13 protein-coding genes are annotated in these 13,600 nt (G+C 58.8%); 11 read left to right on the top strand and 2 right to left on the bottom strand.

Going from position 1 to position 13,600, the window contains the following annotated elements:
* Positions 1–14 precede the first annotated feature (14 nt).
* A complete protein-coding gene (locus QRN50_RS14490) occupies positions 15–425 on the bottom strand; it encodes a GNAT family N-acetyltransferase (protein WP_024638946.1) in 411 nt (136 codons plus the stop codon).
* Between the two features lie 122 nt (positions 426–547).
* Here QRN50_RS14490 and QRN50_RS14485 point away from each other — a divergent pair, with 122 nt between their 5' ends.
* From QRN50_RS14485 to QRN50_RS14450, 8 genes are all read left to right on the top strand, one after another.
* Positions 548–1,561, top strand: a complete 1,014-nt coding sequence (locus tag QRN50_RS14485; RefSeq protein WP_058398712.1) for an ABC transporter substrate-binding protein — start codon at positions 548–550, stop codon at positions 1,559–1,561.
* 131 nt (positions 1,562–1,692) lie between these two features.
* Positions 1,693–2,193: a hypothetical protein gene (locus QRN50_RS14480; RefSeq protein ID WP_003402502.1), complete on the top strand. Its 501-nt coding sequence runs from the start codon at positions 1,693–1,695 to the stop codon at positions 2,191–2,193.
* A 30-nt stretch (positions 2,194–2,223) separates the two neighbouring features.
* Positions 2,224–2,661 carry a nucleoside deaminase gene (locus tag QRN50_RS14475; RefSeq protein ID WP_024638948.1) on the top strand — a complete coding sequence of 146 codons (438 nt, stop codon included), beginning with the start codon at positions 2,224–2,226 and terminating at the stop codon, positions 2,659–2,661.
* Between the two features lie 292 nt (positions 2,662–2,953).
* On the top strand, positions 2,954–3,775 hold the full coding sequence (locus tag QRN50_RS14470; RefSeq protein ID WP_057458046.1) for an alpha/beta fold hydrolase: 822 nt from the start codon (positions 2,954–2,956) through the stop codon (positions 3,773–3,775).
* On the top strand, positions 3,765–4,952 hold the full coding sequence (locus QRN50_RS14465) for a PAS domain-containing sensor histidine kinase (RefSeq protein WP_003402508.1): 1,188 nt from the start codon (positions 3,765–3,767) through the stop codon (positions 4,950–4,952). The genes QRN50_RS14470 and QRN50_RS14465 overlap by 11 nt, the downstream gene beginning before the upstream one ends.
* A gap of 113 nt (positions 4,953–5,065) precedes the next feature.
* Positions 5,066–6,250, top strand: a complete 1,185-nt coding sequence (locus QRN50_RS14460) for a GAF domain-containing sensor histidine kinase (RefSeq protein WP_024638951.1) — start codon at positions 5,066–5,068, stop codon at positions 6,248–6,250.
* Positions 6,251–6,499: 249 nt separating this feature from the next.
* Positions 6,500–6,820: a hypothetical protein gene (locus QRN50_RS14455; protein ID WP_003402512.1), complete on the top strand. Its 321-nt coding sequence runs from the start codon at positions 6,500–6,502 to the stop codon at positions 6,818–6,820.
* A gap of 55 nt (positions 6,821–6,875) precedes the next feature.
* Positions 6,876–8,039 carry a PQQ-dependent sugar dehydrogenase gene (locus QRN50_RS14450; RefSeq protein WP_003402514.1) on the top strand — a complete coding sequence of 388 codons (1,164 nt, stop codon included), beginning with the start codon at positions 6,876–6,878 and terminating at the stop codon, positions 8,037–8,039.
* Between the two features lie 93 nt (positions 8,040–8,132).
* On the opposite strand, the gene QRN50_RS14445 is transcribed toward QRN50_RS14450, so the two are convergent.
* Entirely contained in the window at positions 8,133–8,441 is a 309-nt protein-coding gene (locus QRN50_RS14445; protein WP_096127129.1) for a PepSY domain-containing protein, read from the bottom strand.
* A gap of 302 nt (positions 8,442–8,743) precedes the next feature.
* Between QRN50_RS14445 and QRN50_RS14440 the strand changes: the two genes are divergently transcribed.
* The 3 genes from QRN50_RS14440 to QRN50_RS14430 all read left to right on the top strand — a co-directional run bounded on the left by QRN50_RS14440 (position 8,744) and on the right by QRN50_RS14430 (position 13,583).
* Positions 8,744–10,918 carry a TonB-dependent siderophore receptor gene (locus QRN50_RS14440; RefSeq protein WP_096127128.1) on the top strand — a complete coding sequence of 725 codons (2,175 nt, stop codon included), beginning with the start codon at positions 8,744–8,746 and terminating at the stop codon, positions 10,916–10,918.
* Positions 10,919–11,538: 620 nt separating this feature from the next.
* Positions 11,539–12,855, top strand: a complete 1,317-nt coding sequence (locus QRN50_RS14435) for an MFS transporter (RefSeq protein WP_003402517.1) — start codon at positions 11,539–11,541, stop codon at positions 12,853–12,855.
* A gap of 458 nt (positions 12,856–13,313) precedes the next feature.
* Positions 13,314–13,583 (top strand): helix-turn-helix domain-containing protein, encoded by a 270-nt coding sequence (locus QRN50_RS14430; protein WP_003402518.1) that lies wholly within the window; start codon positions 13,314–13,316, stop codon positions 13,581–13,583.
* The last annotated feature ends 17 nt before the right edge of the window (positions 13,584–13,600 follow it).

Genomic DNA, 13,600 nt, shown 5'->3' with positions numbered 1-13,600 from the left:
GTGCTGCGACGCCATCAGGTTTCGCGGCACAGTGCGATCAGCGGCTTGCTGCGGCTGTAACGCATGAACCGTTCACCCAGGGCCTGTGGCAGACGCCGGGCCGTCGCGAACCCTGAACGTTGATAAAAGCCCAGCAGGTCCGGATGGCAGAACAGCCACACCGGCCCGTTCAGCGGTTGCAATGCCGCTTCGATCAGGCCCTGCGCCACTGCTTGCCCGCGAGCCGCCGGCGCGACGAACAGCCCGGTCAGCCAATGCCCCTCTGCGACAGGCGTCAGGCACAACGCACCGATGATTTCTGCCCGTTTTGCAACCCAGGCCTGGCCCTTGCTGGCAGCGCGCATTGGCGACTGGTGCTCGCGGTAGAACTTGCCCAGCAACGGGCGACATTCATCAGGCAGCGGGTAGAACTGGATTTCGGACATCGCAGGTGCGCTTGAAAAATAGGAGCCCTGCATCATACAGAGGCCCAAGCCGTGACAACTAATCGGCGCAGGCTGGTGTCGATAGTTTCAGACCCGTTTCTTCCGCGCCATTTGAGGTGAGCATGAAATCAATAACACGACTCCTGGGCTGTTCACTTCTGGCGCTGGGCCTGCTTGGCCAGACAGCCACAGCGGCTGAAAAAGCCAAGCCTATCCAGTTTGGCGCACTGACCTGGGAAAGCGGCAGCCTGATCACTGAAGTCCTGCGTACCATTGTCGAGAAGGGCTATGGCTACCCGACCGATACCTTGCCCGGCAGTACGGTCAGCCTGGAAACCGCGCTGGCAAAAAATGACATTCAGGTGATCGCCGAAGAATGGACCGGACGCAGCCCGGTGTGGGTCAAGGCTGAAGAGGAGGGCAAGGTGCTCGGGCTGGGCAACATCGTCAAGGGCGCCACCGAAGGCTGGTGGGTGCCGGAGTACGTAATCAAGGGCGACGCCGCCAAAGGCATCAAGCCGCTGGCGCCTGACCTGAAATCTGTCGCGGATCTGGCGCGTTACAAGGACGTTTTCAAAGACCCTGAATCGCCCGACAAAGGCCGGTTCCTGAACAGCCCGAGCGGCTGGACCTCGGAAATCGTCAACACGCAGAAACTCAAGGCTTATGGCCTGGCCGACAGTTTCGTCAACTTCCGTACCGGCTCGGGCGCAGCGCTGGACGCCGAGGTCGCCTCCGCTATCCGGCGTGGCAAGCCTGTATTGTTTTACTACTGGTCGCCTACGCCCCTGCTGGGCAAGTACAAGCTGATCAAACTGGACGAGCCCGCCTTTGATGCCGAGGCCTGGAAAACCCTGACTGACGCCAGCAACCCCAACCCACGCGGCACGTCTTCGCTGGCGGCGACGCTGTCGATTGGCGTATCGGCAGAATTCAGCAAGCAGTACCCCGAACTGGTGAGTGTCTTCAAAGGCGTGGATTTCCCGATTGATCTGCTGAACAAGACCTTGGGCGAAATGAGTGACAAGCATGAGGATGCCAAGGTCGTGGCTGCCCGCTTTCTCAAGCAGCATCCCGAGGTCTGGAAAGCCTGGTTACCTGCCGATGTTGCCACCCGGGTCAGCAGCAGTCTTTAACTATGACTCTGCTGCATGACGCGAGGCGCATAGCTGATAACGGCATCAATGACCGGTATGCGACGCGCCGAGTGGTAAAGCCCCGCCGAGCTGATAAGTTCAGGTCTGGGTCAATCGATGCGGGAGGCGTCATGACTGATCATGTTCGGGGCTCGCGCGGCACGTGGCAGACCTGCCTGGCATTGCTGGCCTGTCTGTGCCTGGACGCAATGCATCCGGCTTGCGCCGAAGAAGCCGACGACATGGCGCTGGCGCTGGTGGAGCAGCGAAACCTGGGCGATGGCCTTGCCTGGCTGGGGTATCAGGTCGCCTCGCGCACGGCGACGTTTGCCGGTATCGTGCAGGCAGTCGGCAAGACTGAAGCGCAGGAACTGGTACAGAAGGAATTACAGCGCCTCAAACCGGAATATCAGGCGCAGTGGGACCGCAATCTGGCAGCCGCTTATGCTCATTCATTTACCGCCGAGGAATTGCGCTCGCTCAATCAGGGCGGGGATTCGCCTTCATTGGGGAACAGCTTCAGGGCCAGAAACACCCAGGTCAGCGCCGATATGAAAGCCCGATCATCGGAGCTGCTGGGACAATTTGTCAGTCGTGCGCTGGGCAATGCCGAGGCAGCACTGCAACACTGACAGCTATTTTGACGAGACGAGGCAAAAAACATGGACGCATTCATGCAGGCAGCATTCGATGAGGCGCAACTCGGGCTGAAGGAAGGCGGAATCCCCATCGGCTCGGTCATCGTCCACGGCGGCGAGATCATCGGTCGAGGCCATAACCGTCGTGTACAAGAGGGCAGTGCGACGAAGCACGGCGAGATGGATGCGCTGGAAAATGCCGGTCGCCAGCCGGCCAGTGTCTACCGTGACTCCGTGCTCTACACCACACTGTCGCCTTGTGCGATGTGTAGCGGTGCGATCCTGCTCTACGGTATTCGCAAAGTGATCATCGGTGAGCATGAGTCGTTCATGGGCGAGGAAGAACTGCTGCGCTCGCGTGGCGTGCAGATCGAGGTGCTGCATAACCGTGAGTGCACAGACATGATGAAAGACTTTATTGCCAGCAAGCCAGAGCTGTGGAACGAAGACATCGGCGAGTAAAGACCGCTTCTCGTCAGCCCCACGCGCCGTGCTCATCGTAAATCTGACGGCTTATCGTGCCAATGCACCGCGTTGGCATGCAGTTCGTGACGCTCTGCGTCACCTGACACCGCTCCGATACCTGCGAAGTTCAGGCGCGCCTCAGAACACTGCCCATCATTAATCTTCTTTGGCTCCTGCCTTAAAGTGCGGTTTGTGCCACTAATGTGCCTTTAACGGTGATAACCTCCTCTCATCGTTATCACGGTATGCACATACCCAGCCGTTTACCTGGCCATTTTCGGAGCCCGATATGTCGGTCCAGCAGCGCAACAACGTCAACATTATGGGCGACGGACCGATCACTCTGATTTTCGCTCATGGATTTGGTTGCGATCAGAACATGTGGCGTTTTATAGCGCCGCACTTCGCAGAGCGCTTCAAAGTCGTGCTGTTCGACCTGGTGGGCAACGGCAATTCGGACGTATCGGCCTGGTATCCGCACAAGTATTCGTCGCTCAAGGGCTACGCAACCGACTTGCTGGAGGTGGTCAACGAGTTCGCCGCAGAGGGGCCGGTGGTGCACGTCGGTCATTCGGTCAGTTGCATGATTGCCGTGCTGGCCGAGCTTCAGTCTCCCGGTCGGTTCGACAGTCACATCATGATTGGTCCGTCCCCGCGTTACCTCAACGAAGAAGATTACCTGGGTGGATTCACTCGCGCCGATGTCGATTCGTTGCTTGAGACGCTGGAAAGCAATTATCTGGGCTGGTCCAGCACCATCGCGCCGACACTCATGGGTGCCTCGGATCGACCTGAGCTGAGCGAAGAACTCGCCAACAGTTTCTGTCGCACCAATGCGGAGATTGCCAGACAGTTTGCCCACGTGACGTTTTTATCCGACCATCGTGCCGATGTCGCGCAACTCAAGAGCAGAACACTCATTCTGCAAAGCAGCGACGATATGGTGGTGCCGGTCGAGGTGGGTGAGTACTTGCACCGCGTCATTACCGACAGCACCCTGCACATGATCGACAACGTAGGGCACTACCCGCACATGAGCGCAGCACAGGAATGCATTACTGCGATGAATCAGTTTCTGGCCTCTTGCGAGAGTGCCGCCCATGACCGTTGAACAGGTGAGCCTGCCCGTCACCGAAGACCTCTACGAGCATGCGCCCTGTGGTCTGTTGATCACGTTGCCCAACGGCACCATCGAGCGCGCCAATCTGACGTTCTGCCGATGGCTGGGTCTGGAGCGCGACGCTGTTGTGGGCCGCCGCTTTCAGGATTTGCTGAGCCTGGCAGGCAAGGCCTTTCTGCAGACTCACTGGGCGCCCACGCTGCAGTCGCAAGGGTCAATTGCCGAGGTCAAGGTCGAGCTGATTCATGCCGATGGCCGCCCCATCCCGATGATGCTCAACGCCGTACGCCGCGAGTACCCGTCGGGGTATCTGCATGAAGTGGCCGTGTTCCTGGCCGAAGAGCGCAACAAGTACGAGCGCGAACTACTGGCTGCCCGCAAGATTGCCGAAGAACTCCTGCAACAGCAGATGACCGTGCAGAGCGAGCTGACCTCGGCGCGCAATCGCTTGCGTCTGGCGCATGCCGAGGCGGAGATCCGGGCTATTTTTGCCGAGCAGATGATTGGCATCGTCAGCCACGACCTGCGCAACCCGCTGGCCGCGATCAAGATGGCCGCCGGACTGCTGGAGCGCACCCCACTGGAGTCGCGGCAGGAGCGGATTCTGGGACACATCAATCATTCCACCGACCGTGCCGATCGCATGATTGTCGACCTGCTGGATTTCACTCACGCCCGGGTGGGCAGTGGCATTACCGTCGTTCCTCAGCCTATCGACTTTCACGCAGTCGTCGCCCGGGGCGTCGAAGAACTGCGCCAGGTTTTCCCGGATCGGGTGCTGACCCATCGCAGCGAAGGACAGGGCGCCTGTTCGGCGGATCCTGACCGCCTGCTGCAGATGCTCGGCAATCTGGTCAGCAATGCCATCAATTACGGCGCCGACGACGGTGAGGTTTTGATTACGTCGTCGTTCGACACCTGGATGATCAAGCTGTCGGTGCACAACCTCGGTGAACCGATACCGATGGAGAAGGTAGACGACCTGTACGAGCCCGTCGTACGCGTGGTCAGCGACAGTGACGAGACCCGCACCGTCGGGCTCGGCCTGTTTATCGTGCGCGAGATCGTTCGAGCCCATCTGGGCGATGTGACGGTTCGCTCTTCGGCTGAAGAGGGCACGACGTTCACGGTGGCGTTTCCGCGTCCCCCGGCGAAATCCGAGGTTTGATCAGGTTTCGTACAGGTTGACGAGCAACCCGTGTTATTCACGGGTGCAGAAAAATCGTTACAGTCCTAAACTAACGTGCTGCGTCATCACCTCAAGGCTCATACAGGTTCTACATGCGGCGATCCATTTCAAATGATGTGGCCACGATCAACCGGATCAGCGCAGTGCCGGCCATCCTGCAGGTCATTGCCGAATCCACCGGGCTGGGTTTCGCCGCCGTGGCGCGTGTAACCGAAACCAGCTGGACGGCCTGTGCGGTCCTGGACAAGCTCGACTTCGGTTTGAAGCCCGGCGGTGAGCTGGAGCTGAGCAGCACCATCTGCCACGAGATTCGCAGCTCCCACAAGCCTGTGGTGATTGACCATGTCGCCGAGGACCCGCTGTTCTGTGCGCATGACACACCACGTCTGTACAGCTTCCAGAGCTATATCTCGGTGCCGATCTTTCTTTCCGACGGCTCCTTTTTCGGCACTATCTGCGCGCTGGATCCCAAGCCTGCAAAGCTGATCGGGACGCCCATCGAGGCCATGATGGTGTCGTTCGCACGTCTTCTGGCGCTGCAGATCGAGGCCGAGGAAAACCTGCAACAGGCGCGTGAAGACCTGCTCGCCGAACGTGAGGTGGCTGAGCTGCGCGAGCAGTTTATCGCGGTGCTGGGGCACGACCTGCGCAACCCGTTGTTTGCCATCAATGCCAGTGCCGAATTGCTGCTGCGTCGTCCGCTGGATGAAAAGGCCCAGCAGATCGTGCAACACATCCTGACCTCTGGCCAGCGCGCCTCGCAGCTGGTCGATGACGTGCTCGATTTTGCCCGTGGTCGTATGGGGCATGGCATTCCTCTGAGTATCCATGAGGCACACGGTCTGGATAAAACCCTGGAGCATGTGATTTCAGAGGTGCAACGCGTTCACCCGTCGCGGCCGATTCACTCGAACATAGGCGCGCTGGAGCGTATTCGCTGCGATCACGAGCGGATCGCACAATTGCTCTCCAATCTGGTGTCCAACGCGATCAGCCATGGTGATGCCGAGAGCCCGGTCGAAGTGACGGCAGGCGTGCATGGCGATGTGTTTGTGCTCAGCGTTACCAATCAGGGAGAGCCGATACCTGAATCGGTTCGTGCGCAACTGTTCCTGCCGTACTCCAGACCCATCACCGACGAGCCGCAAGCCGGGCTCGGGCTGGGGCTGTACATCGCCAGCGAGATCGCAATTGCTCATGGAGGTACGCTCGAGGTGTGCTCGACGCGAGAGCAGGGCACGGTCTTTACCTTCAGTATGCCGTTGAAGTCTGCATAGGCATCCTGCGTCAGCCTGTGTCCTGTGATCACACAGACTGCCCGCCAGGCGCTTTTTTGTGCTCCGCAAACCGCGGGTGCAGGCCGTCGCGTCGTTCGGCTGCGACAGCCTTGACCATCCTTGTTACAAACTCTCCTACCGCTTTGCTTGCTCATCGGCAGTGCCGGGTCGAACCTGAGGCCCGGGTTGCCATCAAAGGCCTGAGTCTTCACGGTTACTCCGAAGTTTTCACCTTGCCCAGAGGTAGTGATGAACAGTTTTGTGCGTAATCTTGTCGGCGGCGTGCTTGTTGCGTCATGCTGCATCGGTGCGGTCCAGGCGCAGACGCTGCCAAACAGCACCCTCAACAACGGTGCCAGCAGCAACCCGTATAACAGCCCGATCCACCGTGCCAACCCCAACAGCCGCCAGGGCACCGAGTCCAGCGTGCCACCGTCCCGTGGCCCCAACATCGCGCCGCCGGTGCGCAAGCCCACTCTGGAAAACGGTGGCATTGGTAACGGCTACCCTACGCGCCAGAACACGCCACGTCCTTCTACACCGATAACCGACCCCAAGCGCGGCAACTGAATTTTCAACCCGGCGAACCCGTGTGGACGTCGACTCAATGCATAAGGAAACGCTCATGCTTAGAAAAAACCTGATCGCGACATTGTGTACTGCAGCCATTCTGAGCCTGCCACTGACGGCCAGCGCCGCTACGGAAACCTACAAAAGCGAACTGGGCACCGTCACGGTGACCCCTGTTGTCGAAGGTCTGGATCATCCGTGGGCGCTGGCCTTTCTGCCTGACAGGCAAGGCATGCTGGTGACAGAGCGTTCGGGCAACCTGCGCGTGGTATCGGCGGATGGCAAATTGTCCGCACCGCTTTCCGGTGTCCCGCAAGTCTGGGCGCAGAAGCAGGGCGGTCTGCTTGATGTGGTGCTGTCACCGGACTTCGCCAAGGACCGCATGGTGTATCTGACCTACTCCGAGGGCAGCGGCAAGACCGCCGCCGAAGGCGATACCGCCGGCACTGCCGCAGGGCGTGGTCGTCTGTCCAAGGACATGACCCGTCTGGAAGACTTCGAAGTCATCTTCCGCCAGGAACCGAAACTGTCGGTGGGCAACCACTTCGGCGCGCGGATGGTCTTCGATCGCGACGGCTACCTGTTCATCGCCCTGGGCGAAAACAATCAGCGCCCCACGGCGCAGGATCTGGACAAGCTGCAGGGCAAGATCGTGCGCATCTATCCGGACGGCAGCGTACCGAAAGACAATCCGTTCGTGGGCCAGAAGGGCGTTCGCCCCGAGATATGGTCCTATGGCCATCGCAATCAGCAGGGCGCCGCGCTCGACCCCTGGACCGGGACGTTGTGGACCAACGAGCATGGCCCCAAGGGCGGTGATGAGCTGAATATCATCGAGCGTGGCGCGAATTACGGCTGGCCGATCGCGACCCACGGTATCGACTACTCGGGTCAGCCGATTTCGGAGTCGAAAGGCAAGGTTGTCGAAGGAACCAAAATTCCGTTCCAGGTCTGGGAAGTGTCACCGGGCCTCAGTGGCATGGCGTTCTATGATCACAGCCTTTTCAAGGCATGGGATCACAGTGTATTCATCGGTGCCCTGGCCACTGAAGAGTTGATCAGACTGCAGTTCGAAAATGACAAGATCGTTCATGAAGAACGTCTGTTGAAAGACATGAAACAGCGCATACGGGATGTGCGTCAGGGACCGGACGGTTACTTGTATCTGTTGACCGACGACGATAAGGGAAGTCTGCTGAAAGTCGGCTTGGCCCAGTAATAAACTGCTAATCGCTTGAAAAAGAAAATTCCCACAATATTGTGGGGATTTTCTTATGAGTTGCTTGCGGTGGTAACCGGTAAAGCAGTCGGATCAATTATCCTTTGCGTCACGTACCACTTCGCCTGTCTTGGCATCGACGTCGTAATTCCACTCCACACCTTTGACGTCTTTCAGTTCGATCTGATAGATCAGGCGGCCGGTGCGGTCCTTGTCCAGTTCGGTATCGTGGACCGTGAAGCCTGTGTGCTTGGCAACGGCCTGCTTGTTGAACTGTTCAAAGTCACCCAACGCCTGAGACTTGTACAGGCGGATCACTTCATCGGGACCAACGTCAGCCTGGGCGGCACCTGCAACAGCAGTGAGGGCAACAGCGGCGAAAACGGCAGGCATAAGTTTCATGGGGTATTCCTTTTTGATTGATCTGTCTTGATTGATTCATCACACGCTGATTGGTTCAGCGGTTTTGTTGAACTCAGATTATCCGCGCTTACTTAATTCACGCTTAATTATTCAAGTGTGCGAAGCGTTTTGAAGCCGGTCTCGCTCTGCCGATTCGTAAGTAAAGTTTTCCCCTGCACTTCGTTTACAGGCAAAGCATCACGTAAAGGTTGAAAAAAACCGGCAGTGAACGTAAAAGGTTGGCCCTCTGCCGGAAGGTGCGTCGCGTCTGTCCAGGCAGCTGTCCTTGCGGAGTCTGATCGATGAGAACGCCTTACCGACCTGCCATGCGCCACGCCTGGCGATTGTTGCCGTTGGGCATGGTCGTTGCCTCGCCGTTGCTGGCCGCAGAGGTGCTCAGCCTGGATGCGGTCAATGTCACTGGGTTCAGCGAGCCGGAAAGCACCGGCGACTATAAAGCCGAGCGGGCGTCGATGTTCGGATTCGATCAGGCTTCACTGCTGGATACGCCCGCCTCGGTGTCGGTGTTCAACGCTGCGTTGATCAAGGACCGGCAGGCAAAGTTGCTGAGTGAAGTGCTGCGCAACGACGCGTCGGTCGGCGACGGCTATGCCCCGGTGGGCTATTACGAAAACTTTGTGGTGCGCGGGTTTTCGTTGAACGCCGCCAACAGTTATCGCATCAACGGTCGCAGCATTGCCGGCGAGCAGAACGTCGCGCTGGAAAACAAGCAGCAGGTCGAGTTGCTCAAGGGGCTTTCCGGCCTGCAGAGCGGCTTGGCCGAGCCCGGTGGCGTAATCAACTATCAGACCAAGCGGGCGCAGGACGTCCGGTCGGTCACAGTCTCTACCAACGAACACGGCGAGCGCTACATCGCGACCGACGTCGGTGGCTGGTTCGGCAGTGAACAGCAATTCGGCCTGCGCGCCAACCTTGCCCATGAAGACATTCGTTCGTATGTCGAACACGCCGATGGCCAGCGCGATTTTGCCTCGCTGGCGTTCGACTGGAACATCAGTGAGCGCGCCCTGTTGCAACTCGATGTCGAGTACCAGAGCAAAGAGCAGCGCTCGGTGCCCGGTTATCAGCTTCTGGGCGGCACCACGCTGCCTCACGATGCCTCGCCGCGCAAATTGCTGGGTTACCAGAACTGGTCCAATCCGGTCGGTATCGACTCGCTGAACATCAACGGACGTTTCGAATACCGCTTCAATGACAACTGGAAGGGCAGCCTCAGTGCGTCGCGCAGTCGCGTAGTCATTGATGACTACAGTGCCTTTGCGTGGGGTTGCTACGGTTCGGCCAGCTGCGCAGGGCAGGCGGTGCCCAACCACTTCAGTGCCGAAGGGGGTTATGACATCTATGATTTCCGCAGCCCGGACGACACGCGTCGCAATGACGAAGTCGAAGCGGCCATGTCCGGCACCTTCACTACCGGATCGCTTGGGCACGAGCTGACCTTCGGCAGCAGTGCCTACCGCCGTACGGTTGATACGCGCGGGACCTTCAACGAATTCGTCGGCTCGGGCACTATCGATGAGGCGCCTGAGCAAGTGGTCCCCTCGACCCTGGCGCTGCCACATACCAAGCGCCGCCTGGACAGCCGCCAGTACGGGCTGTTTGCCACTGACCTGATCAGCCTCAACGAGCACTGGCAAACCGTGCTGGGCGGACGCGGGGTGCGGCTCGACGAGCAGGCGTTCAACGAGGACGGCAGCGATGCGCGACACACCGAGCGCTATGTGTTTCTGCCCCAGGCGGCGCTGATCTACAAGCCGGTGGACAATGTTTCGCTCTACACCAGCTACAGCAAGGGCCTGTCGCTGGGCGGGACGGCAGCGTGGTTCACCACCAATGCCAGTGAAATTCTGGCGCCGACCGTCTCCCGACAGCTCGAAGCAGGCATCAAGTATGACTGGCAGCGCATGAGCCTGACCGCCGCGGTGTTTCAGGCCCGCCAGGCGTACCAGTACTCCAGGCCCAACGATGACGGTACGTTTACCTATGTGCAGCAAGGCGAGCAGAAAAACACCGGTCTTGAACTGGGGGCGAGTGGCTGGGTGACTGACCGCCTGCAGATATCCGCCAGTGCGGCGGCCATCCGGGCGCGCGTTGAAGACAGCGGCACCGAGGCCTACGATGATCATCAGGCCCTCAATGTGCCCAGATACCGTGGCACCTTGCAAGCCGACTACAGCCTGCCGGTGCCCGGGCTCGCGTTGCTCGGAGGCGTGCAGTACAGCGCCAGCAAGTACGCTGACCGTGAAGGCACCGTGCAGGTCAATGACTACGCACTGTTCAATATCGGCAGCCGTTACAGCACCCGAATCAGCGGTTACGACACGGTACTGCGCCTGACCGTCGACAACCTGTTCGACAAACGCTACTGGCGTGATGCCGGGGAGTATCTGGGTGACGACTACCTGTTCATGGGCGCGCCCAGAACGGCGAGATTGTCGGCTACCGTCAACTTTTAGCGGGAGGGCTTTAGTGCGCGGAGTATTGGCACGACAGTCGAGATCATCGTTCCGCCCGCTCCAGCGTGGGAATGCAGGTCTCGACGCTCCGCGTCGTCAAGAGGACGCGGAGCGTCCAGAACGGCATGCGACGCAGAGCGTCGCACGATAGTTAAACTGATCGCTCCAGCGGTGGAATGCAGGTCTCGATGCTCTGCGTCGTCAAGAGGACGCGGAGCGTCCGGAAAGGCATGCGACGCAGAGCATGGCACGATAGTTGAGATGATCGTTCCGCACGCTCCAGCGTGGGAATGCAGGTCTCGACGCTCTGCGTCGTCAAGAGGACGCGAAGCGTCCAGAACGGCATGCGACGCAGAGCGTCGCACGATAGTTATAGTTGAGATGATCGTTCCGCACGCTCCAGCGTGGGAATGCAGTTCTCGACGCTCCGCGTCGTCAAGAGGACGCGGAGCGTCTGATCTGGTCAACCGGAACGGCATGCGACGCAGAGCGTGGCACGATAGTTGAGATGATCGTTCCCGTTGCAGGCGTCAGCTCGGTATCAGTGCGCCCGCAAGCTTTGCTATTCTTCGCGCCCTGTGAGCGCCAGGCGCTCTTTCAAGCCATGTTTCGGATGCCTCATGACGGACATCGTACGTTCCCACTCCCAGCCCTTCAGCAAAGCCGACTACAAGACCCTGAGCCTTGCGGCGCTGGGTGGGGCACTGGAAATCTACGACTTCATCATTTTCGTGTTCTTTGCGCTGACCCTCAGCCAGTTGTTCTTTCCCCCGGACATGCCTGAATGGCTGCGTCTGCTGCAAAGTTTCGGGATCTTCGTGACCGGCTATCTGGCACGCCCGCTGGGCGGGATACTCATGGCGCACTTCGCCGACCGGCTGGGCCGCAAGCGGGTGTTCAGCCTGAGCATTCTGATGATGGCGCTGCCTTGTCTGCTGATCGGCGTGATGCCCACCTACGCACAGATCGGTTACTGGGCGCCGCTGGTGCTGCTGGCGCTGCGCATCCTGCAAGGAGCCGCCGTGGGCGGTGAAGTGCCAAGTGCCTGGGTATTCGTGGCAGAACACGCGCCCAAGGGGCATCGCGGCTATGCACTGGGCGTACTGCAAGCCGGCCTGACGTTCGGATACCTGCTTGGCGCACTGACCGCGACATGGCTGGCGCGAGTCTTCAGCCCTGACCAGATCCTTGAGTGGGCATGGCGTATTCCGTTCCTGCTCGGTGGCGTATTCGGCGTGGTGGGGGTCTGGCTACGCCGCTGGCTGAACGAAACCCCTGTGTTCATCGCCATGCATGCCCAGCGTGAACATCTGCCGGCGCTGCCACTTGGCCAGGTTCTGCGTGATCACCGCCAATCCTTGCTGCCTGCTGCGTTGCTGACCTTTGTGCTGACCTCCGCCGTGGTGGTACTGGTGGTGATTACCCCGACGGTCATGCAGCAGCGCTTTGGTATCAGCGCCAGCGACACCTTTGCCCTGAGCGCCGTCGGCATCGTGTTTCTCAATATAGGTTGTGTGCTGGCAGGCATGCTGGTCGACCGCATCGGCGCCTGGCGCGGCATCATGTTCTACAGCCTGCTGATGCCGATAGGCATCGGCGTGCTTTACACCAGCCTCATCGAGCAATGGATGCCACTGGGCATCGCCTATGCGATTGCCGGGCTGGCGTGCGGGATTGTCGGTGTGGTGCCATCGGTGATGGTCGGCCTGTTCCCGGCGAACATCCGAGTGTCAGGCATCTCGTTCACTTACAACATCGCCTACGCCTTCTGGGCCAGCACCACGCCATTGATGCTGATTACCCTGATGCCCTGGAATATCTGGGTGTGCGTGTTCTATAGCCTGATCATGGGCGCCACGGGCCTGGTTACCGCAGCGGTATTCGGCCTGCGCCGGGGCGTGGTGGTGGATGACCTGGCAAGCGGTAACGCCGGATAACTCCGGGCCGTGTGGCGCAACGCCCGCTGCTCACCTCTGTTGTGGGGTGAGTGGCAGCTCGAACATGGCCGGAAAGTTCCTGCTGGCAGACGCGTTCATTTGTAACAAGTGATTGTAATTCCGTTTCCTCAAGTCTATCTTTCGCCTCTCCATATTGTTTACGTTGTTTATCTAATGTGCTCTTGGCTCGTGCCTGCGCGAAATGTTTCGTCAGGTGAATCCCTTATGACGTCTGTAAATAGATAGGTGTAACTATTCCGAGTTTGTTGTAGGAGTTTTCCTCGATATTTAATTATCGGCGATTCTTCTTACAGTCTTCGGTTTTGTTGCGAGACTTTGAGGGGTGTGTCGTTTTAATGCAAAACAAGATTAAATAAAATGATTTCTGTGCCGACTTACTGTTTGGGTCATGGAAGACGAATGTAAGAAACATCCTACAAATTTGCCTGTTTGGCAAAATGCTGGCAAGGGGAAGTATCATGTGGGTGACAATGAGAGAGCAGGAGGTTCTTGGCCTGTTGTTGCAGGGATGTACGAACAAGGAAATTGCCAGGCAACTCAGTATCAGTGACTACACAGTTCGCGATCACGTCTCTTCGCTGCTGAGAAAGAACCAGGTAAGGACGCGTGCCGAGCTCATGGCCAGGTGCGTATCTCTATTGCTTCCGGGAAACATTACCCGACCCCCTACATCTGTCGGGTTGCGCAGCGAGCCAGCACATACATAATGTGTCTTGTCGCAACC

Source organism: Pseudomonas sp. MEJ108 (assembly GCF_030208985.1).
Lineage (GTDB): Bacteria > Pseudomonadota > Gammaproteobacteria > Pseudomonadales > Pseudomonadaceae > Aquipseudomonas > Aquipseudomonas fragariae.
This window is presented reverse-complemented; position numbering and strand designations above follow the sequence as displayed.